The organism is Pseudobacteroides cellulosolvens ATCC 35603 = DSM 2933, assembly GCF_001262605.1.
Taxonomy (GTDB): domain Bacteria; phylum Bacillota; class Clostridia; order Acetivibrionales; family DSM-2933; genus Pseudobacteroides; species Pseudobacteroides cellulosolvens.
On sequence record NZ_LGTC01000001.1, the window covers coordinates 1,123,096 to 1,147,864 of the forward strand.

Here is a 24,769-nt window from a genome sequence, read left to right on the forward strand (position 1 = left end):
TTCTCATTCACTTGCTGATTGCCACCTCTTCTTTAGTTGTAACAATTTCATTTTTAATATAGCCTTTTTCACTTACTTCCTTGTAAAATATATACTTATCTATTTCTCCTGTTTTTTCAAAGGCTTTCCATATTAAATCCCTTAACATAATATCCAATCCCCCTCATTCTTTTGTGCCTGGGAAATTATGTTGTGTTCTACATCACAATTTCTCACGACAGCGGCTATGATGCAAAATCACTTTGTGATTTTGTTGTATGGTTTAATAGTATTATGTTTCTCCATATTTTTTTTTGTATACTTGAAAAATTATCATACTAGGGAAAACTGCTACCTTTTATAATTTATTGGCTGTCCTTATAACCCAAGGTTTTAAGCATATTGTTATTGTTTCTCCAATCATCCTTTACCTTAACCCAAACCTCAAGAAAAACTTTTGTCCCAAGTAAATTCTCAACATCTTTCCTTGCCATCATTCCTATCTTTTTAAGCATCTTACCTTCTCTGCCTATAAGTATACCTTTATGAGAATCCTTTTCGCAATAGATATTGGCTTGTATATCTATTATATCCCTACCTGGCCTTTCCTTGAAGGATATAATATCAACACCGGTTCCATGAGGTACCTCATCCTTTGTAAGATATAATATCTTTTCCCTGATTATTTCTGCAACAATTTGCTTTTCAGGTTGATCGGTAATCTGGTCGTCAGGATAATACATGGGACCTTCCGGCAGCACCTTTTTGATTTCCCTTATTACAATATCTGTACCCTCGTTATTTAACGCTGAAACAGGAATTATAGAATCAAATTCCAATTTTTCAGAATATGCTGCAATTAAGGAAAGAATTTTTTCTTTAGGCACCAGATCTATTTTATTGATTACCAGAAAAATAGGTGTCTTTATGTGGGAAAGCTGTTCCATTATGTACTCATCCCCTGGTCCTATACCCTCACTATCAGCTTCAATAATAAATATTACCGCTTCAACGGTACTTATTGTGCCTTGTGCACTATTGACCATAAATTCGCCAAGCTTATTTTTAGGCTTGTGAATGCCAGGGGTATCAATGAATATGATTTGACTGTCTTTATCCGTTATGATAGCCCTTATGGCGTTTCTAGTCGTTTGAGGTTTGTCTGAGGTGATGGCGATTTTTTCACCTGTAATCCTGTTTAAAAGGGTTGATTTACCAACATTGGGTCTTCCAACGATGGTAACAAATCCTGATTTGAATTTCATTAATGTCTTACCTCCGTAAAGTATACTTTTTTATATAACTATCGATGCAACAATATCATCAGTTATCCTTGAGCTAATTACAATTCAAACATGCAGGGCATTATCTCACTAAGTGAAAAGCTTCTATACTGACCGGATTTATTGCTGCAAATAACCTTCATTTCACCCTTGTCAAACTCACTTAGAACTTGCCTGCATATCCCGCATGGGTATATAAAGCTGTCTGCATCTGATGAAATTGCAATGGCTTTATATTTAATATCTCCCTCTGAGACGGCTTTTATGACTGCTGTTCTTTCTGCACAAATAGTTGCACCAAAGGAGGCGTTTTCAATATTTACACCTGTATACACTTTACCTTCAGCAGTAAGAAGTGCAGCACCCACCCTGAATTTTGAATATGGCGAATAGGATTTTTCCATTGCCTTTTTCGCTATTTCAATAAGTTTTTTTTCCAATTCATCTTGAGATAAATTAAGTAAATTTATTGTATCCAAATTCTACTCTCCCTTGGGTTTACATTATTATAAAAATTATTAACTATTAATTATTAATTAAAACTTTTTTATATAGTCATACCATATCACACTCTATCAAAAAAGCTTGATTATATCTCCTGATACCCTGTCGAAAAATACTAAAAAGCCAATAACTATAGAAAATACAGCTGATACCAACACTGCACCTGCTGCCACATCCTTTGCTATCTTGGCTTTTTCATTGTACTCGGATGTAGCAAGATCAACGACAGCTTCTATCGCAGTGTTGATCATCTCAGCTGTAATAACAGCCGAAATGGTAAGGATAACTGCAATAAATTCCAATTTGCTTATTCTGTAATAAATGCTAAGTGGAATTATAAGACAGGTCGCAAAAACATGGAACTTCATATGCCGTTCATTCTTAACAGCTGTTACTATACCTCTTATGGCATTTAAAAAGTTGTCCCAAAAGTGCTTATTTTTCATTTCTTACAAGCCCCAGCTTTCTTAAAACCAATTCCTGTTTTCCTAGCATTTTTTCCTCTTCTTCCTTTTCCATATGGTCATACCCAAGGAGGTGAAAAACTCCATGCGTGGTAAGAAAAGCTATTTCACGTTCAAATGAGTGACCATATTCAGCTGCCTGGCTTTTGGCTGTTTCCAAAGAAATAATTATGTCTCCAAGCAAAAGGAGGTCTTCATCAAGGTCAAAATCACCTTCGTTTGATAATATCTCTCCTTCATGCATATCGACAACAGGAAATGACAATACGTCGGTAGCTTTATCAATATGCCTGTGCTCATTATTTATCTCACGTATTTTTTCATCATCAACAAGAAGAATGCTGACTTCAGACTGTATATCAAACTCTTCAATCTCCATGCTTGTTTTAACTGCATCATTTATAATCTTTTCCAAATTTGGGGTTACCTCTATTTTATCCTGTATGTTTTCAATGTAAATCTCCAACTACTTCGCCTCTTTCAATTGTTTTTAAATAAATGCAAAATCACATGGTGATTTTGTTATGTCTAGGAAATTATGGTGCTTCCATCACCATAATTTCTCACGACAACAATCAAGGTTGCAAAATCACATGGTGATTTTGTTATTAACGGGTTTTATTTCAGGATACTTCTCCCTGGCATGGAAAAAGCCGCTTAATACCTTCATAAAAGCTACTGCTATAGTATCAAGATCCTTCAGCGTAAGATTACACTGGTCCAGCTGTCCATCATCCAGCTTATCCTTTATTATTTTCCGCACAAACCCTTCTATCTTTCCCTCTGTCTTATCGGTCATGGATCTTACAGCAGCCTCTACAGAATCTGCAAGAAGTACTACGGCTGATTCCTTGGTTTTTGGCTTTGGCCCTTGATATCTAAAATTTTCTGTCTTTACATCTTCAGCTTTTTCAACCGTTTTTGCCTTATGGTAAAAGTATGCAACCAATGTTTCTCCGTGATGCTGCCTTATTATATCCTTTATTATATTAGGCAGCTTGTATTTATCAGCAAGTTCTATTCCATCACTTATATGTGATGTTATTATAAGGGTGCTTAAATTAGCAGTTATCTTATCATGAGGATTTTCACCCATTTGGTTTTCTGTAAAAAAGTGAGGTCTTTTAAGCTTTCCGACATCGTGGAAATAAGCACCAACCCTAGCTAAAATAGGGTTACCGCCAATCGCTTCGGTAGCCACCTCTGCAAGATTTCCAACCATGAGACTGTGATGGTACGTTCCAGGAGCCTCAAGGAGAAGCCTTTTTATCAACGGATGGTTTGGATTTGCCAGCTCTATAAGCTTTAATGGTGTGACTATATTAAAAATACTTTCCAGAAAAGGAGCAATACCAATAGTCAGTACCATAGACCCAAGGCCATTCATGAACACAATAAGGCTGTTTTTTATTATATTATTCCAGTCCTGCTTATATATCAACCCAAAGCACAGCATTATAATCACATTAACGGCACCAATAACTACACCAGCTAATGAAAGCCTGCTTCTCTGGGTTGAGTTTGATACAAAATAGGCAGCAAAAGTTCCGCTTATGGTAGACATATATATGAATGAGATATCACCTTTTACAATTATTGCAACTGCAATGGTTAAAACCAGGTTTATAACTATAGCCAGCTTAAGATCCAAGAGTATGGATATAAGCATTGCTGCAACACAAACAGGTATAGTCATAGGAGAATATGTGGGTGATATTTCATAAAGTCCCCTTGCAATAAGTATAACTATGGATATGACAATGCATATAATAGCAATATCCCTTCTGCTGTATAAGGATTTTCGGTTAAAATGCCTCATATAGAGAATAAGAAAAAAAGCCAAAAAGATAACCAGAACTAAAATGCCTCCCACAAATGCAAAATCAAATCTGCTTTTTGTTCTAAGAAGGTTTAAATCCTCAAGAATCTTAAGCTTGTCCTCGGTAACTTTTTCTCCAATTGCCAGTATCCTTGCTCCCTTTTCAATTGTCACAATGTTTTTTATGTCATCATATGCTTCTTTTTTTAACTTGCTTGTAGCCACCTCGTCAATGATCCAGTTAGGCTTTATTATTGACTTTATGATTGAAGAGGCAACAAATTTAAGTTCTTGAGGCATATTGGAACTATTGATGCTTGCTTCAATTTTTGATATCTCAAGTGAAAGCTTTTCCTTGCTAACGCTTTTACTGATTATTTCATCAATATGTCCTTCAACGATATCCTTAAAGTTATCAAGTTCCTTGTCTTTGCAGCTGTTTTCCGAAACGACGTATAAGAGAAGGTCATTAGTAAGGCTGATATCCAATTCTTTTAGCTTTGTATCCAAATTAAGAGCCTCTTTTTGCAATATTTCCTTAATGCTGTCCTCAATGACACTTCCATCTGTTTCAAAAGCTTCAATGTCTTTAATGCTTTCTCTTGAATTTTTTCTTGACTTTTCTACTGCAAGTACAAAATCTACCCATTTTTTTAAAGCTTCTGCAGAGGCTTTAACATCCTTAATCATAACGGAAGCAATTGCTGCTTCTGCTTCTTTTCTGTTTTTGGTAGTATTTACCTCATCAACTATATTTCCAGGTGAAATAATATCATAACTGGAAATTTCGCCCACTGATAGACTGTATTTTTTTGGAGACGCTCCATCAACTACAACAATAAAAAACAATATTATTGTGAATATAGCAATTAAATATCTGTGTACCGTTTTACTTTTTAGAAATATCTTTAGTAATCCGTGGGTATGCAACTCCTTTTCTTTAATCAAAAATGCTCTACCCCCTCTTTTGTATAAAAACTTTTTATTAATTCTTTTTTGTATGCTTATTCGGAATATCCTTACCTTTATCGCTGTCATATTTTTCATATGCTTTTATGATTTTTTGTACCAGCTCATGTCTTACTACGTCCTTATCTGAAAGATGAACAAACTCAATTCCGTTTATACCCTTCAAAACCTTCATAACCTCTCTAAGGCCTGATTTTTTATCTCCCGGAAGGTCAATCTGGGTTATATCTCCCGTTATTACAGACTTTGAACCAAACCCAATTCTGGTAAGAAACATTTTCATCTGCTCAGGAGTGGTATTTTGTGCTTCATCCAGTATAATGAACGAGTCATCAAGAGTCCTACCCCTCATATATGCCAGCGGTGCAACCTCGATCATTCCCTTTTCAAGAAACTTTTGATATGTTTCCGCACCCATTATCTCATAAAGTGAATCATATAACGGTCTTAAGTATGGATCAACCTTGTTTTGCAAATCCCCAGGCAAAAATCCCAGTTTTTCACCGGCTTCTACTGCAGGTCTTGTGAGAATTATCCTGTTTACTTCCTTGTTCCTAAAGGCAGTAACAGCCATTGCCACTGCAAGAAACGTCTTACCCGTACCGGCAGGTCCAATACCAAAAACAATATCGTTATTCTTTATAGCATCAACATAAGATTTTTGACCCAATGTCTTAGCCTTTATCTGCTTTCCTCTTGCTGTAAGGCATACATAGTCAACAAGCTCTTTTACCTTGTCCAACTGATCCTCAGCTGCAAGCTGAACATAATACCTTACATTTTGCTTGGTAATTAAATCACCTTTTACAGCTATGCCTTTCAAGTGCTGAATAATGGACTCTGCCTTTTCAACACCTTCCTGAAGGCCTACTATTTTAATCTCATCATCTCTTGATAATATCTTTACATTAAAGGCATCTTCAATTATGCCCACATTTTCATCATAACTCCCAAACAAGTTAATTGCATGCTCTATCCTGTCAAATTCTATGGTTCTTTCTATTAAGCTATCCAATCAATTATCTCCTCCAATCTCTTTGCTTACACCAATGTTCTCTATACACTCTATTATAACCTTAACTGATTTTGTTCCATCATCATTACTTAATATTTTTGTATCTTTTTTAATAATTTCAGCATCCTCAGGAATAGTTTCACTTGCCATATCATATGCCTTATGTGTTGCTATATCCTCGGCTTCCTTTGAAGATATTTCCTTCTCCACCTCATGGGTTTCATAATATATATCGTCAATAAATTCAAATGGAAATACCAGATCTTCCCCTAATGATAGTGCTTTTTTTATTTCTATTTTATCATATTTGCTGTAAGAAACCTTCCCCCATGGTAAACTTATTCTTTTTCCAAAGAGGACCAAGGTGTATTTATTGGTTTTGTTCCCTGTTCTCTCCTTTACAGTTGGCTTAATTACAACAGGGCTTATACCCTCGTACCACGTTCTAGCCTTAACAGTGCTAATAGCATGTAATGGTGTTACTTCACTGTTTTCTTCCTTGCCTGGGACATTTCCTGTAACAAGAATTTGTCCCTCTACAACAGTATCTCCTGGTTTTACAAGATCAAAACCTGTTTTTGAAATAACGGATTTTATTATTCCATCTTTTTTAGCAACAATATCACATGGCTTATCTTTTTCAATCAATACGGGAGGCATTATCCTCTCATCAATCTGTACCTTTAATTTGGTTCCTTTTACAGATACCCCAACCCATCCTAATTTATCTATTTTAAGCATTAAATCACTAACCACTTTTTTTGTATCGACTTTATATTTCAAAGTACCTTGCTTAACACCTGACTCACTGAGTTTTTCCATTATAAAATCACTGTTTATTTTTTTATTACCGCTTATCTCAATTGACCATATAAATGATGTCATTATATAAAATAAAACAATACATGCTACTGCACCTATTAAAAAGGTTTTCCTTTTTTTGTACCTGTTTTTTACAAAAGGCAAGCCGACCCTTTTAGCTATTCTTACCCTGCACTTGGTTTTTAATGCAATAGGCCGTAACATTTTGAAGCCGTTTATGCTTATTTTCAAGGTCATTTTTCTTGAACCGTGCCTTTTTATATCCCATAAAAATATCTCTCTATGAATACATATATTGATAAACTTTTCAAGGAAATAGCCTTCAATAGTTATAATAACATATCCCCTGAAATAATTCCACAATTTCAAGATTAACATAACTCCACCTTTATTCATGCATTTTTATTTGAGTAATGATTAGGAATTAAGTACAAAATTCCAAGCTTTCAATTTTACCATATACCATTATATCTTCAGATGTTATTTCCTTTATGACAAGTTCCTTGCCTCCTATTCTTATAATACCTATACCGGTATTTAAGCGAATCTTTTCTACATCATACTCAATAACACCTTTATAATTTTCTACTACAAGGTTAGTATTACCAATCATTGTTAGTTTTGGTATATCCAATATAACTTCTTTAGGAAGGTCCAATACCTCTGTTACCTTCTCCTTAAGCCTGGGCTTTGGAATCTCTTCCTTCTTCTTTTTTGATCTTCTATTTGATGACATACGAATCTCCAGTTATATAAAAATTTTGCTCCGCCAAATGTTAGATTATTAGCACTTTTAATATATATTATTTATATTACCGAATTCATAACCCAGTTCACGTGCACCCTTTATAATACTGTCAAGTGCCTCTGCATTATCCTTTGACACTGCATGCAGCAGGATTATTTCGCCATTATGCAGGTTTCTCATTACAATATTTTTTGCATACTCCGGCCCTTTTTCTCTATTGGTGTACCAATCTTCATAGGCAAAGCTCCAGAACAGGTTTGTATAGCCTAATTTTTGGCTTATAGATAATGTCCTTTCGCTGAATTCTCCCTTTGGCGGCCTCAAATAAGTCATATGCTTTCCATACCGTTCATAAAAAACCCTGTCAAGTCCTAGTATCTCTTCCTCAAGCCTTTCATCATCAACTTCCGGCAAACTTGGATGATTCAGTGTATGGTTGCCTACCTCATGGCCTTCCTCAACCATTCTCCTTATTAAATCCTGATTTTCTTTCAAGTAGGGACCTGTAATAAAAAAACTGATTTTACATTGTTATCCCTTAGTACATCTAGAATTTTTGAAGTATAACCATTTTCATATCCCTCATCAAATGTAAGATAAATTTCTTTTTTATTGGTATCACCTATGTAGAATCCACCATACTTTTTTAATAACTTCGGTGTTCCCGGATTGACTGAGGGAGGCTTATTGCCCGGATTTCTCTTCAGTCCCCAACTAATAGTTTTGTTATCTAATGACGATTTGCTGCTATCTTCTTCTGATAATATATTGGTTAAAACTTTACTCCCAGTACTCATATCTTCAGGCAGACTGCCTGTTATCTCTTTTTCAAAATCTATCGGTTCCCTGTTTTCAGAATATACTCCGCCTAAATCGCTTAATTTTGTGGTATCTAGTGTCTTTGTGCAGCTTGCAAATATAGTTATGGACAATAAGGCTAAAGCACCTAAGTACAGCAATTTACTCACTCTTTCACCTCCTGTAAAAATAAAACCCCAAGAAAAATGTACCTGTCAATAATTCATTAGTACTTTTCCTGGGGTATTATTATTATATTTTAATTGTTCTTAAATATAACAAATATTTATTTGTTATTATCATCAAGGGTGCAAAATCGTTTTGTGATTTTTTAAGCTTATTTACCCACTATGGGAGTTAGCAAATCTGTTTTAATAACAGACCCATCATCCCTAACCTTATTTATTATTATATTGTCTTGTTTTTTCAGTTCCACCTTAAGTTCTTCAAGTGAATCCAAAACCCCTCCTAAAAGCATCAGTGCCCTATCGAGCTTCTCAGGGTTGGCAATAGCCTTTATAACAAAAGGCGCCCTCATCTGCTTTCCATTTATCATAATAAACTTTCTTCCTGCTTCTCTAATTTCGCTTGATCCTACAATCCTTTCATCATTTATCGATATGGCTTGTGCATCTGAAGCCCTAAGCTCATTTACAACATTTAAAAGGTTGCTTTCTGTAACATCCACCAGGTCATTATCAATTGTTATAACAACCCCCTTACCCTTTACATCAACTAGTCCCGCAATAATCCTGGCACGCTCAAGTTCATGCTTTAAAATCTGTGTTTCCTTGGTGACATCACCTTTTGAATTCTCATATTCTTTATTCTCTTTTTCAAGCTCAGCATTTCTAACCGATAGATTTTCATTGTTACGCTGTTCTCTGATAAGCTCATCTTTAAGCTCTTCTATAGACTTCCTCTCAAGGCTTTTTTCTCTCTCGTTATAATCTATGCTTTTGTACTGCCATGCCATTATCATTCCCAGCAAAACACATATTGCAGTAATTGCGATACTTCTACCGTATTTCATTATCCACGACCTCCAAATCAGAAAATAAGCTATCAATTTTTATACTATCATACTTCGGAATTGTTATGTCACTGACTTTACTAATACTGATTTTAATCATATCCCTTGTCAACAAGTATGCTATTTTGCTGTTATTCACCGTATCATATAGTATATCCGGATCACCTATAGCCTTAATTTCAAATGGCGTCGTGTACTTCCTTCCATTTATCATTATCGTTGGTCCTGCACATACAGTTTCGGTCAATGCAGTAACCCTCTCATCATTGATGGATATTGCCTGTGCATTAGCTTTTTTTAGCTCATTCACCACTCTTAGTATATCCCTGTCATGAAGAATCAAAGTGCTTTCATCCTCAGTAATCCTGGCATCAGCATCATCAAGGGTTATTATCACTCCAGCACCCTTTACAGACACCATACCTGATTTGATTTTTAATGAGTCAAGCTCCTCTTTAAGCTTTTTTAAATTAACGTCTTTTCTAATGGCTATTGAATTTTTTAAATTTTCTTCCTTTATTCTTTCATTTTCTGAAACTTTCTTGGATAGCACTTTACCTATTTCCTGCTCTTTTTGTATTTCATTTTTTAATTTTTCGATATCATTAACCATCTTGGCTTCCAAGTTTCTATTTGCATAAATTATGCTTTTTACCTGAAGAGAAATAACTATTCCCAATATTGCAAATATTAAAACCAATACGAAACTTTTGTTTTGCTGCATAAAAACAGCTCCTTATATATGTGAAATTGAAAATCACAAACTGATAATCCGCACTTTAAATCTATATAAAAATATATTAATCTAGATATTTCCGTGAGAAATTGTGATGTAAAAGACATCATAAATATATTCTACTTTTAAATCATCATTAATTCAAGAACAAAATAATGAAGTGGTATAAGCATAAAAAAATATTACCCTTAAATAAGGTAATATTTTTTTAATTTGTGATCGCACATTTATGTTAATAGTGTTAATATTGCATATATTTAACCACGACTTATTTCTCTGATTTTGTTTATATATATGCTTGTCAGTTCTTCGGCAAATTCTGCTGAGTAGCTCTCGCTTATCACGTTGCATACAGGCTTTTCGGCATCAGGAAGAACAAGAACCCATCCGCCATCCTTGTAGATTTTAACTCCTTCAAGGGTTTCAATGCTATCTCCGTTGTTTTCCTGCATAATATGCCTGATTACCTTTCCCTTAGCTTCCCAAGGGCATTCTACTTCTTTTTTATCTATATAAAAGTTTGGAATCATGTCCACAAGCTCAGATAATTTGTAATTATTTTTTTGCATGAAATCCAATATTTTAACAAGACCCGCCATTGCGTCAAAATGCATTGTAAACTGATCCAACATCTCCTCTTTCAATTCACTGCCCAATATCTTTTCCATTATATCCTGAGTTGAAGTTTTTGATCTAATTACCTTACCATTGCATTCATCTGCAATCCTATCTACAACCTGGCTTGCTGAAATTGGTACAACTACTGTACCACCCTGCACATTTTTGAAGAATATCAGAGATATAAGTGCAATAAACATATCCTCTGTTATAATTCTGCCTTTATTGTCAACAAGCATCATTTTCTCGGAAGTATCCTCAATTGAAACTCCCAGATCAAATTTCCCCATTTTTATATGGCTTGTAAAGTATTTTACATCATTTGAAGTCATGCTTTTGCTCATGGTTTTTATGTTCATTAGCTTTACATTGACTACCTCAACTTCACAGCCTAAACCTGTCAGCAGCTCATTCATGGTTGATAGAATAAATCCTGATCTGGAGTTTAATGCTATCTTGTACTTCATTTTACTTGATTCTACATTATTTATAATATTTCTAAGGTAAAATTTACTGTAATCGGGAATTTGCTTAATTTCTTTAATACAATCGCCTTCACATCTGCTGAAGTCTTCCCTTACAAATGCATTTTCTATTTTCCTCTCAGTGCCCCTGTCCACATTGCTGCCGTTTTTATCGAGAAAATCAACAAATAATCTGGCTACATCTTCGGTAGAGGTACTTATATGAATTCCACCATCATTTTTGTAAAACCTTATTGCGGACCTTGTAATTGGTAAAAGCATTTTTCCAAAATCAAAAACTTCAATACCTGCTGACAGAAGGCCAGAAATAAAAGAAACCTTCAGCATCTGGGCAGGTGTTGAGTCATCACAGCTAACACCTATTTTCGCCTTTCCCTTGAAAGTAGCACCATAAGCAGCACCAAGCTTGGAAGCATATTCAGGTGTAATATCAACATTTATTTCGCCTGCAACGCCTCTGTTGCCGAATATGGAACGGGTAAACTTTGAACCCCATACAAGGTTGGAGTTAACCTCAGCACCTTCCTCTATCAGCTTATTTGGCCAAATTTTTATATTTGGCTTTATAAGTGCATTGTTCATAATTATTGTGTCATCACCTATGACAGAGTTTTCAAATGTTGATGCGTTACTCCTTAAATGAACCTTGTTGCATATTACGCTTCCTCTAACCTGAACATTCTTTTCAACCAGGTTATTTTTCCATAAAATACTGCGTTTAATCCCGCTTCTTTCATCAATAATATTATAATGACCTATTACGGAAAAGCTGCCTATATTTGCTGTTTTCTTTATTTTGGTATTCTTTCCTATTACACATGGAGCTTCAAGCTTTGCACCTTCTTCAATTTCGCATCCATCATCTATCCATATACCCGGTTCTATTTCCTTACCCGGTATATTTACCTTGACCTTTTTTTCAAGGATATCCATGTGTACACGGCTGTAAGCCCTTAAGTCACCTATGTCGCACCAGTAGTCATCTGTAACGAAACCATACAAAGGCTTTTTTTCCTTCAATAGTATAGGAAAAAGGTCCTTGCTGAAATCGAACATTTCATTTTTATTAAAATATCCGAGTATTTCTGGGGAAAGTATATATATACCGGTATTTACCGTGTCACTAAACACTTCTCCCCAACTGGGCTTTTCAAGAAACCTGGAAATCCTTGATTCCTCATCTGTAACTACAACTCCGTATTCTAATGGAACATCTACTTTTTTTAGTATTATTGTTGCAATTGAGCCTTTTTGGAAGTGAAAGTCAATTGCCTTTTTAAGATCAATATCTGTCAAAGCATCACCACTTATTACAACAAATACGTCATCCAAAAAATCCTCTGCATTTTTAACGCTTCCTGCTGTACCTAGCGGTGTCTGTTCCACATAATATCTTATATTAACACCAAAATCACTACCATTCCCGAAATAATCCTTGATCAATTCAGGCATATATTGTAGTGTAACAGCAATATCAGTCAAATTGTATTTTTTGAGTAGTTCTATTATATGTTCCATAACAGGCTTATTTATAATCGGTACCATGGGTTTTGGTCGATTACATGTTAGCGGTCTTAATCTTGTGCCTTCACCCCCCGCCATTATAACAGCTTTCATTTAATCATCCTTTCCTTCCTATCGTTATTATATGTTAAGCCTTTAAAAATATTATTAAAAATTATATTTTTTTAATAATTATTTGGAGCGAAGCTTTTTTATTATGCTCTATATTTAAAAATATATTCCCACATAATTACATGTGCTTTATTTTAACAGTTGAATTATTTTAATAATATTTGAAAATAATAAATTAGATTAGGCATATTGAAAATATAATTTTTCGTTTAAAGGAGGATGTTGACATGGCAAGAGCTTCAAAGAATAATGAATATCTTCAAAACGGCCTTACCATAAGCCCCGCGGTGCCTACAGCCGGGGAAAAGGTAAAAGTGCAATATGATGGGCTTCTATCAAAGAGCGGTGCAAGCGATCTTTATGTTCATATAGGATATGGCAGCAACTGGCAAAAATCATCGTTTTTCAAGATGAACAAGTCACTTACCGGATTCGAGGCTTCTTTACCTGTAGAATACGGAGACACTATGAACTTATGCTTTAAAGACAGTGCAGACAACTGGGATAACAACTCAGGAAGGAATTATAGCTTTGATGTAAGCCAATAATAATATAAATAATAAATAAGTTAAAGGCTTTAAGGATTGGAAGTTTTTTATCCTTAAGGCCTTTATTATGGCATGAATAAAAATACATTTACATATTTTCTTTCATTGTGTCTTTATAAAATCTCATCAAACAGCCTGCAGATGTTCGTTGAGCCAATGGAAGTATATACCTTGTAAGTTTGTAAAAACGCTCATTTTCATTCTCTATTTCTTTTAGCTTATTATATATATTAATGGCATTTCTGGAATTATATTTTACAAACTCATCTATGTTATCAAAATAATATCCTCCGTCTTCAGCTACAAAATCTTTATAGCTTTGGTAATTTCTTCTTACAAAGTTTTCGTATTGCCTGTGGCTGTCAAGAAGCCTTATGTTTGCATGCTGTGGTATAGTCATATCCTGAATAATGTGAACTGTTGCACCAAGATAAAATACTGAATCCTGTAGGTTATTCTTTTTCCAACATTCTATTGTATTGTTATAATATTCCTTTGCAAGTGAAAGTGCATCACGGTTACCATATAAACCTCTTTCTTTATATGGATTGTAAAAATGGCCGGAGCTCTTAAAATCCTGATCTGCCCATACTACTCCATCGTTTAGAGATACCAGGTTATCAGTGAAAAAGTTAAATGCATCCAAGTAGTTATCATTTTTTAATATTTCCAGAGACTGCAAATTTATAAACTTGTGAATGCTGCATGGAGTATCAATAATTTGTTTTTTTATTGGGTTTATTGAGTAGAGAAAATAGTAAAACACTTTTCCGTAAATTTTTTCCAATACCATAAACTATACCTCAAACATGATATTTTTTAATGCTCATAAAAAATTAGTTGTTTAAATATTATAAGGAGAATGCAATAAGATTATGCTTTTTGAATCGTCATATTGAGTAGTTTTTATTAATCCTTATATTCAATTTTACTATCAAGAGGATAAATTAAACAACTATATTATGCTCACTTACAACTCCTTTGTGCGGAAGTTTTCCTAATCCTTGGCAATATTTCTTTCAATGAATTAACAGTAGTTATGATTTGTTCCTCGGTGTTATAGGAAGAAAAGCTTATTCGTATAGCACCGTCAATATATTTAGGAGGAATTCCCATAGCTTTGAGTACTCTGCTGTGAATTTTTTTGCGTGAAGAACATGCAGATCCTGTTGAAATATATATATTCTTCTCTTCAAGATGATGCAGCAGAACTTCTGATTTTATCCCGCCAAAAGCTATATTCAAAATATAGGGAATGGATTCATCGGGTGAAATAATCCTATAGTCCTCTATATTGTTATTTAATTCTTTTACTAGAGTGTTTTTCAAAGCTTCAACTAATTTATAATTTTCCTTTAACTTGCTGAAGGTTATTTCGGCAGCTTTTCCAAAACCGCAGATACCCGGTACATTTTCAGTTCCTGACCTTAATAAGGACTCTTGTCCTCCACCTAAAATCATCGAGTTTAATTTAATGGATTTATTAACATATAAAGCACCAACGCCTTTTGGACCGTGTATTTTATGTGAACTCATTGACATCATATCAATTCCGGCACTTTTAGGAAAAATGTCAATCTTACCAAATGCCTGTACAGCATCTACATGTATAACGGTATTCTTGTTTATGGAATCCTTAATTTTGATTATTTCATTTATTGGCTGTATTGCTCCAACTTCATTATTTACAAGTATTATGCTTATTAAAGCCGTTTCATTTGTAATTTTTGACTTCAATTCATCCAAATTAACCATACCGTTACTGTCAACATTAAGGTAATCAACAGTATAACCAGTACTTTTTAAATATTCATAAACTTCCATTACAGAAGGATGTTCTACAGAGGTGGTTATTATATGCTTGCCTTTTCTTTGATTACCATAGAGGTATCCCATAATGGCTAAATTATTTGACTCGGTGCCTCCTGAAGTAAAGTATATTTCATTTAAATTTACCCTTAGGCTGTCAGAAATTATTTGTCTGGACTTCTTTACTTCACGTTCCGCCTCAATGCCTTTTCTATGCAGAGATGATGGGTTACCATATACTTCCTTGCTTATATATCCCATTAAATCTATTACTTCATCATAGGGTTTGGTTGTTGAACTGTTATCTAAAAAAATTTCGCTATTCATCATTTTCCTCAATAAATATATTATTTTTAGTATTCCTTAGGCATTACTTACTTACGCTTCTTAATAAAATCTTCTACTTTTACTGATCTATACTCTTCATTCTGTTCTAAACACTTCTCACAATTATTGCATCTTTTTGTGCTGTCTAAATCACATTTCTCACAATCATAGCATTTAATGCAAGCTCTATCATATAACAAACATTCTTTTTCCATAAGCTTCAGTCCTTTTTGCAAAAGATTAATTTTAAATACAAACCATTATTAAACACTTTTAATATAACACAAATTATATTAAAAGTGTTATTAATATTGCCTTAAAAAAAAACAAAATCATGAAATAATTTTGCAATGCTTGATTGTTGTCATGAGAAATTGCTGTGTAGAATACACCATAATTTCCCTGACATAATTAAATTTGGCTAAGCAAAACATCGTATCAACGGTATTTTGCTTAGCCAAACTTAATTTGTTGTTATTAACTTGTATCTAAAAAATTATGTTTATGGATTATCAAATTTAAAAGTATTAACATAATGATGCAGATTTCTTCTGTTGACTTCAGATATCTCATAAATCTCGAATCCATACTCATATAAATCCATAATCTTATTCTTTCTTACTATTTTACCTCTGAAAACAATTTTTTGATTCTTATCAATCATAACAGTAAGTTCCATAACGTCTTCCATCAATAAATTGATGTTGCAAACTATTTTAATCCCACTTGTGCTTATATTGGTAGCTATACCGAATATAGGTTCCATTATTCCTTGAACCTTGATATATGCTGCATTGCTTATAAAGAATCTTTCTGCTTTGCGCAGATCCTTTAGCTTTTCAATTTTTAGAGATGATACTGTAAACTGATAGGGTTCATCATCTTCAATAGATATAATACTGGCACTTAAGAGATATACATCATTGTCACTGTTATAGCTTAAAACAATAATATCACGGGGTGCCAGTGCCAAATCTTTCATACCCTCTTTTATTGTAAGCTTTATTATTGGATCATTAACTAACTCTACAGTTGCTACCAAATTATTATAGACATTATAATGCTTCATGCCTATATCGCTGCTTACCTTAATAACTTTAAGGCTGGCTTTGTTAAATACACTTAGCAATCCAGTCTTATCATCAAGATTATATCCTGCCATAGTATCACATCCCTTAATATAGTTAGAGTTGCTATTTATCCAATTATAATACTCAATTTTTCAATAATAATTAATAACTATTTATCCTGAAACAGGAATTCTCAACATGTCTCCTATGTATATATCACTTGTATCTAGTCTATTAACTTTTTTAATTTCATATAGAAATTTTCTTATTTCAGTGTCACCCTTATAACGATCTGCAATATCCCACAAAGTATCTCCTAATTGTATTTCCACCATCTTATATTCTTTTTTCTTATAACCATATGATATATCGGCAAAAACGAAAGTAATCATAATACCAAAAATCAAAAATATTAATGTAAAAAATCTTTTTTTATTCTTCAAAGTATATTTCCTTTTCATAAGCAACCTCCTGCGAACATTTGTTCTTTTACATAATTATACCCAAACGTGCGTTCTTTGTCAATTAATTTTCGAACGTTAGTTTGATTTTTCAAAATAATATGTTATAATAAAATAAATATATTAAAAGTGTTAATTTTTATATTAAAGGATGTAAACATACTTATAATTCATTAAATATAGACGGGGTGTATTGTATGCATGAGAAACAAAATGAGAATCAAAAGAAAATTTTAGAATTTATAAACAAAGAAGTTGCTGAAAAGGGTTATCCGCCATCTGTTCGAGAAATATGCAAAGCAGTTGGCTTAAAGTCAACCTCTACCGTGCATGGGTATTTGGAAAAGCTCAGTAAGACTGGTCAAATTAAAAAGGACCCCACTAAACCACGTGCTTTAAGTATTGTTGGCTCAAAATCTTTCAACGCCCAAAGGAATGATAAGGGATATTATTCTGTAAAAGAGATGGTTGATGTTCCAATCGTGGGTAAAGTAACAGCAGGACAGCCAATTCTAGCTGTTGAAAATGTAGAAGATACTTTTCCTTTACCTGTAGACTTTGTGCAGAATTCAACTGCTTTTATGCTAAAGGTGCAAGGGGACAGTATGATTGAAGCAGGTATATTCGACAGAGACCTTGTTCTTGTTAAGCAGCAGGCAACGGCTAATAATGGAGATATAGTTGTTGCTTTGATAGGTGATGAAGCTACAGTAAAAACATTTTACAAGGAAAATGGTTATGTACGGCTCCAGCCGGAGAATAAATACTTAGAGCCTATAATTGTCAGAGAAAATCTGAGTATTTTAGGAAAGGTTATTGGTGTTTTCAGAAAACTTTAGATTTTTTTTAGGTATAACCAAAATATAACTTACACTATAAATTTGCTGGAAATTAAAAAAGCCGCTAAGCGGCTTTTTTTACTGTTCTCTGTTATCATTAAATATAAGATTTACAAGTTTCATTGGGCTTATAGTGGATATTGCATGCTTATAAACAAGCTGCTGTCTTCCATCACTGTCCAATACAACTGTAAAATTATCAAAACCTTTTACCATACCTTTCAACTGAAATCCATTTGTAAGGTAAATTGTTACTGCGATATGTTCTTTCCTTACCTGATTTAAAAAAACATCTTGTAAATTAATATTATTCTTGTTCACGGGACTCCTCCTCTATCTATCTATTTTTATCCATGCCAAAACTTAACACTTACCCGAAACTATACAATTATTCTATAGGAAATTACCATTTGTTGCAATATCATTTTTAATATTTTTTGCAATTTTATTAATATCCATTTCTAAATCCAAATCAATCCATTTAACACCCTCAGTCTTTTTAAACCAGGTGATTTGACGTTTGGCATACCTTCTTGAACCCATTTTAATTATTTCCTTTGCGTCATCCAAAGAAATCTCATCTCTAAGGTACAAAAGTAATTCCTTATATCCTAAAGCTTGCATTGCTACTGAATGTTTGTCATAGCCCATATTAATAAGGCCTTTTACTTCTTCAATCAATCCCCTTTCAAACATTATATCTACTCTTTGGTTTATCCTGTTGTACAATCTTTCCCTATCCATTTTGAGACCGTAGGCATAAAATTCATATTTGGAAGGGATTTGCCTGGACACCTCCTGATGCTCTGTTATTGTCTTTTTCGAATACTCATATACTTCTAAAGCCCTTATAATGCGCTTTAAGTCATTTTTATGAATCTTCCCGGCAGCAATTGGGTCAACAGATTTTAACTTATCATGCAGATATTCATTTCCCATCTCAAGAGCTTCTTTTTTGAGCTCTTCTCTTAGCTCCCAGTCACTTACAGTCTCTGAAAAATCTATGTTATAAAGCAGGGAATTTATATAAAGCCCTGTCCCTCCAACAACTATTGGTTGTTTTCCTTTATCCAGTATCTCATCTATATATTTTGTTACAAGTTCTTTGAACCGTGCAACACTGAACTCTTCATCAGGATTAACTTCATCAATAAGATAATGCTTGATACCTGACATCTCTTCCAAATCAGGCTTTGCTGTGCCTATGTCCATATATTTATAAATCTGCATTGAATCTGCGGATACTATTTCTCCATTCATTTCCTTTGCCAAACTTATGGACAAAGCTGTTTTACCTGATGCTGTCGGCCCAACTATTACTATAACCTTATTCATATTCACCCCTACAAAACCCTTTTAAACATTTTTTCCAGTTCATATTTGGTAAGCTTGACTATAACCGGCCTTCCATGAGGGCAGGTATAGGGATTTACTGTATCTCCAAGCTTTTCCATAACGCTTGTTATTTCTTTTACATCAAGCTTTCTGTTTGCCTTTACAGCTGCTTTGCATGCAATTGTATATATGGCTTCATCGGCCATAATATCGATGTCATCCACATTTGACTTTTTTATCTTATCAAGTATTTCTAAAAACAGCTCCTTTATGGAATTTATATCATTTATAAATGGAACTGATCTTATAATAATTGAATTATTTCCAAAACTCTCAAAAATAAAACCTAAATTATAAAAAATTTCCTTCTTATCCTCCATAAATTTGATTTCGTTATATGGAATCTCCACAACCACAGGCGTTAGAAGCATTTGAGAAAAAGGTTCCTTTTTACTGAACTTATCCCTGTAATGCTCATACATTATTCTTTCATGTGCCGCATGCTGGTCTATCAAAAGAAGTTCATTTTCCCTTTGCAACAGGATATATGTAGAAAAAACCTGCCCGATTATACTTGCATTTTCAAATATGGATGCATTATCCTTATTTTTTATCTCATTTTTTGCACTATCATGTGATTTATCAAGGACTTCTTCATTTATATTGTCCCCAGTTAAGTATTTATCAGTATCAAAAATCTCTTTACATATATTGTCTGTAAATTCAACTTTATTACCTTTATTTTCAGCGGCTATATTTTCTAAAGCTTTGTATTCTAAAGCTCTGTTTTCAATAGTATTATTTTCAATAGCATTGTTTTCAATAGCATTAGTTTCAACAGTATTGCTTTCAATAGCTATGTCTTCAGTAGGCATGTTTTCAACAGTACTGTTTTCAGCAGTTTCTTTTAAACTGTCACATGACATGCTATCTTTTTCTGGAACCTTTTTTTCAAAGCTGTTCTGAATCTTATTATAATCTGTGCTCGCACCAGCATTTTGAGTAGGTACATCAGCTTTATTTTTAAATATATCAGTTTTGGCAGTTTCAATATTTTGTTGTACATAATCAGCCTTACGTATCTCAGGATCTTGAATTTTAAAAATATTATCGGCTTTTTCCTGAAAATGTGCATCTCTTATTAGAGGTGCACTTAAAAGTGCATTATTTACTGCATGATAAACGCTTCTAAATACCTCCTGTTCCTTAGAAAACCGTATCTCCATTTTTGTTGGGTGGACATTCACATCTACAAGAAGAGGGTTAATCTCAATGTTTAGAACAGTGAAGGGGTGCTTGTTTTTCATAACAAACGTTTTATAAGCTTCCTCTATTGCTGCAGAAATGAGCTTGCTTTTTATATAACGGCCATTTATAAAAATTGATTGGTACTCCCTGGTAGAGCGGGATATTTCAGGCTTACCGGCATAACCTTTTATCTTAAGGATTGAATCCTCATAATCGATGGGTAACAGATTTCTGCTTACTTCTTTTCCATAAATACTGAAAATAACACTTAAAAGGTCATTATTACCTGGGGAATGAAGAGCAACTGAACTGTTACCGGTCAATTTAAATGAAATGCCTGGCTTAGCTAATGCTATCCTGTTTACAATCTCAGATATATATCCAAACTCAGTACTATCTTTCTTGAGAAATTTATACCTGGCAGGGGTATTATAGAACAGACTGCTTACAACAAAGCTTGTTCCAACAGGACATCCCACCTGTTTCAATTCTTTAACAGTGCCGCCCTCTACCCTTGCATAAATACCATATTCCTTATTTATGGTCCTTGTTGTAAGTTCTACAACAGAAACAGATGCAATACTTGCCAGTGCCTCTCCCCTAAACCCTAATGAATTTATGGACTCCAAGTCATTTGCACTTCGTATTTTGCTGGTTGCATGGCGTTCAAAAGCAATTTCCACATCATCATCATCTATTCCAGAGCCATTGTCGGTAACTCGCATTAAGCTTACTCCACCGTTTTTTGCTTCAATGGATATACTATCAGCACCGGCATCAATTGAATTTTCAATAAGCTCCTTTATTACAGAAGCGGGCCTTTCAACAACCTCTCCTGCTGCAATCTTATTAGAAGTATTTTCATCCAGTAGTACAATCTTTCCCATAGCGTCCCTTCTTCATATATGTTTTGCAATAATCATTTTACTTTTTAATTATTGTAAAACATTTTCCTTGATTCATATGTTTGAAATGCCCTTAAATATATCAGGAATTTCTGAGCTTTTGCTGGAGTTTATAAATTACATTAAGTGCATCTAATGGGGTAAGAGCACTTATGTCAACAGTCTTTAATTCATCAATAACCTCCTGGCAGCCCTTGTTTTCAGGTTTAATAGAAAACAAATTCATTTGCCCGTCAATTGGTAATTTGCTTTTTCTGAGCTTTGTTTCCTTCTTGTTTATATCAGCGTCTTCAAGATCTTTCAGTATCTCCTTTGCACGGCTCAACACAGCCTGAGGCAAGCCTGCAAGCCTTGCTACTTCAATACCATAGCTGCCGTCGGCACCTCCCCTTATAATCTTTCTTAAAAATACTATATCCTCGCCTTTTTCCATAACTGAGATACAGTAGTTTTTAACGCCCCCGCTCTTACCCTCCAGTTCTGTAAGTTCGTGGTAGTGGGTTGCAAAAAGAGTTCTGCTTCCAATCTTGTCACTTATATATTCAACAACCGACCAAGCTATGGAAAGTCCATCAAAGGTACTTGTTCCTCTGCCGATCTCATCAAGTACAAGAAGGCTTTTATTGGTTGCATTTAACAATATGTTTGCCATTTCCGACATTTCCACCATAAACGTACTCTGTCCTGCTGCCAGATCATCAGATGCACCAACCCTAGTAAAAATCCTGTCTACTACTCCTATTTTGGCACTTTTAGCCGGAACAAAACTTCCTATCTGAGCCATAAGAACAATTAATGCAGTTTGCCTCATATATGTTGATTTACCTGCCATATTTGGGCCTGTAATGATGGCCAGCCTGTTATCCGACATATCGAGATTAACATCGTTAGGAACAAAAGAACCTTCATCCAACATTTTTTCAACCACAGGATGCCTGCCATCAATTACTTGTATCTCATCTCCATTGTCAACAACAGGCATGCAGTAAGAATCCCTGTCTGCAACCTCTGCAAAGGAACATAATACATCCATCTCAGCAATTCCATTGGCTGTTCTTTTTATTCTTTCAATCTCAAAAGCTATTTTATCCTTAATCTCAATAAAAAGCTTGTACTCAAGGTCTACAACCTTTTCCTCCGCACCTAATATGGTATCCTCAATTTCCTTTAGCTCGGGTGTTATAAATCTCTCACAGTTTGCAAGGGTTTGTTTTCTTATGTAGGTTTCAGGAACCAATGAAAAATAGGACTTTGTAATTTCTATGTAATAACCGAAAACCTTGTTAAAGCCAACCTTAAGGTTTTTAATACCGGTCTTCTCCCTTTCACTTGTTTCTAAAGCCGCAATCCATGTCTTTCCTTCGGTAGTTGCATTTCTGTATCTGTCAACCTCTTCATTATAGCCAGTTTTAATTATTCCGCCTTCCTTTACCGAAACAGGAGGCTCATCTGCTATTGACTTATCTATTAATTCATAAACATCATTTAATGAATCAATCTCATTGTTTTTTCTCACAATAAGGGATGTACTTAAGTTATTTAAAAGCTCCTTTATGTATGGGATCTGCCCCATTGAATTCTTTAATGAAACCAGGTCTCTGCAGTTTACATTTCCCAATATAACCTTTCCCATAAGCCTTTCAATGTCATAAACTCTTCTCAAAAGCTCTCTTATTTCCACCCTTATCATGAACTTGTCTTTTAACTCATTCACAGCTTCAAGACGGTCGTTGATATCGGAAATATTCAAAAGAGGCTGTTCAATCCATCTTCGTATTGTTCTGCCTCCCATGGACGTCATAGTTTTATCTAAAGCCCATAAAAGAGTACCTTTTTTGGACTTTTCCCTCATGGTTTCGGAAAGCTCAAGGTTACGCCTTGTAGACATATCCAGTACCATAAATTCTTCAATCCTGTATAATTTTATGTCCTGTATATGATGAAGGCTAACCTTTTGTGTCTGTTCAATATACTTTATTAGTGCCCCGAAGCCTCAAGGGCTAGATTATAAGAAGATTCTTCTTCAATGTTTTCTCCCAACTTTCCGGCAAATTTGTCAATTGCCTTTTCCTTGGAAAAACTATCGTCATCAAGGCAGGTAATAAAGGAATTAAACCTGTTCTTTATATTGGAAACAATAGAACTATCCTCACATAGTTCCCTGTTTGTTATAATTTCAGAAGGTGAAAATTTGGCTATTTCATCTATGGTTTTTTGAATGGTATTACCCCAGCTTACAGATGTTGCTGAAAATTCTCCTGTTGTTATGTCGACTGCAGCAATACCAAAGTAATTATTACTCTTATAGATGGACATGAGATAATTATTCTTTCTTTCATCAAGCATTGATGAATCGATTACAGTTCCAGGAGTAACCACCCTAACAACATCTCTTTTAACTATACCCTTTGCAACAGATGGATCTTCAACCTGTTCACATATTGCTACCTTATACCCCTTATTTACAAGTCTTGCAATATAGCCTTCAGCAGAATGAAAAGGCACTCCGCACATCGGTGCCTTTTCTTCTTGTCCACAATCTCTTCCCGTAAGGGTTATTTCCAGCTCCCTTGAGGCTGTTTGGGCATCCTTGAAAAACATTTCATAAAAGTCTCCCAAACGGAAAAACAGGATGCAGTCATCGTACTTTTCCTTTATATCAAGGTATTGCTGCATCATTGGTGTAAGTGTTGCCATTGCTACAATCTACCTCACTTCAATATAAACTATATTAAGGCATTCCTAATCTCACATTAATGATCGCAGCCGCATCCGCAGGATGAACAATTATCATCGGAACATGGTTCCTGCCCAGTGAGGCTATACATAATCACATCGTTTATTTGTTTCATAAGCTTATCAAAGTTTCCCTTTGCTTCAAAATATGAACGAGTTACTTCATAAGATAAAACTTCATTTTGCTTTAGGGAATATCTATTATTTATATCCTCTATAACACTCTTATCTGTTGTCTCACTCATAGCATCAGACATTTCCTGCTGCAACATGTACAAATCATTCAAAAATCCCTTACCTTTATCATCCTGCATCAATGTTTCTTCAGCCTTTTTTAAATTTGCCATTTGCTGCGATTCCTTAAGCATGTTTCCTAGTTCTTTAGCCTTATCGATAATATCCATAATTACTCTCCTTAAATATATTTAAAAACGCATTAACGTAATTTTATCATAAATTTCAAAAAAAAACCAATAATTTATGTTGTTTTTAAAAAAATCAAAAAATATTATAAAATATCATGATTATTATGTTCCATTTAATATAAATACATCCAAAATATTATAAACAGTAAAATTATAAA

At 34.2% G+C, this 24,769-nt stretch carries 25 protein-coding genes and 1 pseudogene; 2 read left to right on the plus strand and 24 right to left on the minus strand.

Annotated features, from left to right (window positions below):
• Nucleotides 1-7: 7 nt before the first annotated feature.
• The 13 genes and pseudogenes from Bccel_RS28710 to Bccel_RS04720 form a co-directional block, all read right to left on the minus strand.
• The gene (locus Bccel_RS28710) at nt 8-148 is read right to left on the minus strand and encodes a YqzL family protein (protein WP_081926868.1); all 141 of its coding nucleotides are present in this window, start codon (nt 146-148) and stop codon (nt 8-10) included.
• A gap of 196 nt (nt 149-344) precedes the next feature.
• A complete protein-coding gene (gene era, locus Bccel_RS04665; RefSeq protein WP_036940355.1) occupies nt 345-1,244 on the minus strand; it encodes a GTPase Era in 900 nt (299 codons plus the stop codon).
• A gap of 77 nt (nt 1,245-1,321) precedes the next feature.
• Nucleotides 1,322-1,741, minus strand: a complete 420-nt coding sequence (cdd, locus tag Bccel_RS04670) for a cytidine deaminase (protein ID WP_409372123.1) — start codon at nt 1,739-1,741, stop codon at nt 1,322-1,324.
• A 96-nt stretch (nt 1,742-1,837) separates the two neighbouring features.
• Entirely contained in the window at nt 1,838-2,212 is a 375-nt protein-coding gene (locus Bccel_RS04675) for a diacylglycerol kinase (protein WP_036940357.1), read from the minus strand.
• A complete protein-coding gene (gene ybeY, locus Bccel_RS04680; RefSeq protein WP_036940361.1) occupies nt 2,202-2,696 on the minus strand; it encodes an rRNA maturation RNase YbeY in 495 nt (164 codons plus the stop codon). The genes Bccel_RS04675 and ybeY overlap by 11 nt, the downstream gene beginning before the upstream one ends.
• Nucleotides 2,697-2,819: 123 nt before the next feature.
• Nucleotides 2,820-4,997: an HD family phosphohydrolase gene (locus tag Bccel_RS04685; protein ID WP_036940364.1), complete on the minus strand. Its 2,178-nt coding sequence runs from the start codon at nt 4,995-4,997 to the stop codon at nt 2,820-2,822.
• Nucleotides 4,998-5,034: 37 nt separating this feature from the next.
• Nucleotides 5,035-6,033 carry a PhoH family protein gene (locus Bccel_RS04690; protein ID WP_036940366.1) on the minus strand — a complete coding sequence of 333 codons (999 nt, stop codon included), beginning with the start codon at nt 6,031-6,033 and terminating at the stop codon, nt 5,035-5,037.
• A complete protein-coding gene (gene yqfD / locus Bccel_RS04695; protein WP_036940370.1) occupies nt 6,034-7,233 on the minus strand; it encodes a sporulation protein YqfD in 1,200 nt (399 codons plus the stop codon).
• Between the two features lie 46 nt (nt 7,234-7,279).
• Nucleotides 7,280-7,591, minus strand: coding sequence for a sporulation protein YqfC (gene yqfC / locus Bccel_RS04700; protein ID WP_036940373.1), 312 nt, complete (start codon nt 7,589-7,591; stop codon nt 7,280-7,282).
• Nucleotides 7,592-7,648: 57 nt separating this feature from the next.
• Nucleotides 7,649-8,400, minus strand: a pseudogene (pdaA, locus tag Bccel_RS32485) (delta-lactam-biosynthetic de-N-acetylase).
• A gap of 338 nt (nt 8,401-8,738) precedes the next feature.
• Entirely contained in the window at nt 8,739-9,434 is a 696-nt protein-coding gene (locus Bccel_RS04710; protein WP_036940378.1) for a DUF881 domain-containing protein, read from the minus strand.
• Nucleotides 9,421-10,158, minus strand: a complete 738-nt coding sequence (locus tag Bccel_RS04715) for a DUF881 domain-containing protein (protein WP_036940381.1) — start codon at nt 10,156-10,158, stop codon at nt 9,421-9,423. The genes Bccel_RS04710 and Bccel_RS04715 overlap by 14 nt, the downstream gene beginning before the upstream one ends.
• A 269-nt stretch (nt 10,159-10,427) precedes the next feature.
• Entirely contained in the window at nt 10,428-12,890 is a 2,463-nt protein-coding gene (locus tag Bccel_RS04720) for a mannose-1-phosphate guanyltransferase (protein WP_036940384.1), read from the minus strand.
• 245 nt (nt 12,891-13,135) lie between these two features.
• On the opposite strand from Bccel_RS04720, the gene Bccel_RS04725 reads away from it, so the two are divergent.
• Nucleotides 13,136-13,456, plus strand: a complete 321-nt coding sequence (locus tag Bccel_RS04725) for a carbohydrate-binding protein (RefSeq protein ID WP_036940386.1) — start codon at nt 13,136-13,138, stop codon at nt 13,454-13,456.
• 88 nt (nt 13,457-13,544) lie between these two features.
• On the opposite strand, the gene Bccel_RS04730 is transcribed toward Bccel_RS04725, so the two are convergent.
• From Bccel_RS04730 to yneA, 5 genes are all read right to left on the minus strand, one after another.
• Nucleotides 13,545-14,249, minus strand: coding sequence for a zinc dependent phospholipase C family protein (locus tag Bccel_RS04730; RefSeq protein WP_036940388.1), 705 nt, complete (start codon nt 14,247-14,249; stop codon nt 13,545-13,547).
• A gap of 173 nt (nt 14,250-14,422) precedes the next feature.
• Nucleotides 14,423-15,592: a cysteine desulfurase family protein gene (locus Bccel_RS04735; protein WP_036940390.1), complete on the minus strand. Its 1,170-nt coding sequence runs from the start codon at nt 15,590-15,592 to the stop codon at nt 14,423-14,425.
• A 47-nt stretch (nt 15,593-15,639) separates the two neighbouring features.
• The gene (locus tag Bccel_RS30100; RefSeq protein WP_160317692.1) at nt 15,640-15,807 is read right to left on the minus strand and encodes a hypothetical protein; all 168 of its coding nucleotides are present in this window, start codon (nt 15,805-15,807) and stop codon (nt 15,640-15,642) included.
• A 287-nt stretch (nt 15,808-16,094) separates the two neighbouring features.
• Entirely contained in the window at nt 16,095-16,754 is a 660-nt protein-coding gene (locus Bccel_RS04740; protein WP_036940393.1) for a PilZ domain-containing protein, read from the minus strand.
• Nucleotides 16,755-16,835: 81 nt separating this feature from the next.
• Nucleotides 16,836-17,123, minus strand: coding sequence for a cell division suppressor protein YneA (yneA, locus tag Bccel_RS04745; RefSeq protein WP_036940394.1), 288 nt, complete (start codon nt 17,121-17,123; stop codon nt 16,836-16,838).
• A gap of 197 nt (nt 17,124-17,320) precedes the next feature.
• On the opposite strand from yneA, the gene lexA reads away from it, so the two are divergent.
• Nucleotides 17,321-17,962 (plus strand): transcriptional repressor LexA, encoded by a 642-nt coding sequence (gene lexA / locus Bccel_RS04750; RefSeq protein WP_036940395.1) that lies wholly within the window; start codon nt 17,321-17,323, stop codon nt 17,960-17,962.
• A 78-nt stretch (nt 17,963-18,040) separates the two neighbouring features.
• On the opposite strand, the gene hfq is transcribed toward lexA, so the two are convergent.
• From hfq to Bccel_RS04775, 6 genes are all read right to left on the minus strand, one after another.
• The gene (gene hfq, locus Bccel_RS04755) at nt 18,041-18,283 is read right to left on the minus strand and encodes an RNA chaperone Hfq (protein ID WP_036940396.1); all 243 of its coding nucleotides are present in this window, start codon (nt 18,281-18,283) and stop codon (nt 18,041-18,043) included.
• A 72-nt stretch (nt 18,284-18,355) separates the two neighbouring features.
• Nucleotides 18,356-19,297, minus strand: coding sequence for a tRNA (adenosine(37)-N6)-dimethylallyltransferase MiaA (gene miaA, locus Bccel_RS04760; protein ID WP_036940397.1), 942 nt, complete (start codon nt 19,295-19,297; stop codon nt 18,356-18,358).
• A gap of 8 nt (nt 19,298-19,305) precedes the next feature.
• Nucleotides 19,306-21,432, minus strand: a complete 2,127-nt coding sequence (gene mutL / locus Bccel_RS04765) for a DNA mismatch repair endonuclease MutL (RefSeq protein ID WP_036940400.1) — start codon at nt 21,430-21,432, stop codon at nt 19,306-19,308.
• Nucleotides 21,433-21,532: 100 nt separating this feature from the next.
• Nucleotides 21,533-23,428: a DNA mismatch repair protein MutS gene (gene mutS / locus Bccel_RS04770; RefSeq protein ID WP_476748369.1), complete on the minus strand. Its 1,896-nt coding sequence runs from the start codon at nt 23,426-23,428 to the stop codon at nt 21,533-21,535.
• Nucleotides 23,428-24,147 (minus strand): MutS N-terminal domain-containing protein, encoded by a 720-nt coding sequence (locus Bccel_RS32795; protein ID WP_476748352.1) that lies wholly within the window; start codon nt 24,145-24,147, stop codon nt 23,428-23,430. The genes mutS and Bccel_RS32795 overlap by 1 nt, the downstream gene beginning before the upstream one ends.
• A gap of 56 nt (nt 24,148-24,203) precedes the next feature.
• On the minus strand, nt 24,204-24,590 hold the full coding sequence (locus Bccel_RS04775) for a YlbF/YmcA family competence regulator (protein ID WP_036940404.1): 387 nt from the start codon (nt 24,588-24,590) through the stop codon (nt 24,204-24,206).
• Nucleotides 24,591-24,769: the final 179 nt, after the last annotated feature.

Coding starts and splice junctions, on each gene's coding strand:
- Bccel_RS28710 (WP_081926868.1), bottom strand. CDS start 148: ATGTTAAGGGATTTAATATGGAAAGCCTTTGAAAAAACAGGAGAAATA.
- era (WP_036940355.1), bottom strand. CDS start 1,244: ATGAAATTCAAATCAGGATTTGTTACCATCGTTGGAAGACCCAATGTT.
- Bccel_RS04675 (WP_036940357.1), bottom strand. CDS start 2,212: ATGAAAAATAAGCACTTTTGGGACAACTTTTTAAATGCCATAAGAGGT.
- yqfD (WP_036940370.1), bottom strand. CDS start 7,233: ATGTTAATCTTGAAATTGTGGAATTATTTCAGGGGATATGTTATTATA.
- yqfC (WP_036940373.1), bottom strand. CDS start 7,591: ATGTCATCAAATAGAAGATCAAAAAAGAAGAAGGAAGAGATTCCAAAG.
- Bccel_RS04710 (WP_036940378.1), bottom strand. CDS start 9,434: ATGAAATACGGTAGAAGTATCGCAATTACTGCAATATGTGTTTTGCTG.
- Bccel_RS04715 (WP_036940381.1), bottom strand. CDS start 10,158: ATGCAGCAAAACAAAAGTTTCGTATTGGTTTTAATATTTGCAATATTG.
- Bccel_RS04720 (WP_036940384.1), bottom strand. CDS start 12,890: ATGAAAGCTGTTATAATGGCGGGGGGTGAAGGCACAAGATTAAGACCG.
- Bccel_RS04725 (WP_036940386.1), top strand. CDS start 13,136: ATGGCAAGAGCTTCAAAGAATAATGAATATCTTCAAAACGGCCTTACC.
- Bccel_RS04730 (WP_036940388.1), bottom strand. CDS start 14,249: ATGGTATTGGAAAAAATTTACGGAAAAGTGTTTTACTATTTTCTCTAC.
- Bccel_RS04735 (WP_036940390.1), bottom strand. CDS start 15,592: ATGAATAGCGAAATTTTTTTAGATAACAGTTCAACAACCAAACCCTAT.
- Bccel_RS30100 (WP_160317692.1), bottom strand. CDS start 15,807: ATGGAAAAAGAATGTTTGTTATATGATAGAGCTTGCATTAAATGCTAT.
- Bccel_RS04740 (WP_036940393.1), bottom strand. CDS start 16,754: ATGGCAGGATATAATCTTGATGATAAGACTGGATTGCTAAGTGTATTT.
- yneA (WP_036940394.1), bottom strand. CDS start 17,123: ATGAAAAGGAAATATACTTTGAAGAATAAAAAAAGATTTTTTACATTA.
- lexA (WP_036940395.1), top strand. CDS start 17,321: ATGCATGAGAAACAAAATGAGAATCAAAAGAAAATTTTAGAATTTATA.
- miaA (WP_036940397.1), bottom strand. CDS start 19,297: ATGAATAAGGTTATAGTAATAGTTGGGCCGACAGCATCAGGTAAAACA.
- mutL (WP_036940400.1), bottom strand. CDS start 21,432: ATGGGAAAGATTGTACTACTGGATGAAAATACTTCTAATAAGATTGCA.
- Bccel_RS32795 (WP_476748352.1), bottom strand. CDS start 24,147: ATGGCAACACTTACACCAATGATGCAGCAATACCTTGATATAAAGGAA.
- Bccel_RS04775 (WP_036940404.1), bottom strand. CDS start 24,590: ATGGATATTATCGATAAGGCTAAAGAACTAGGAAACATGCTTAAGGAA.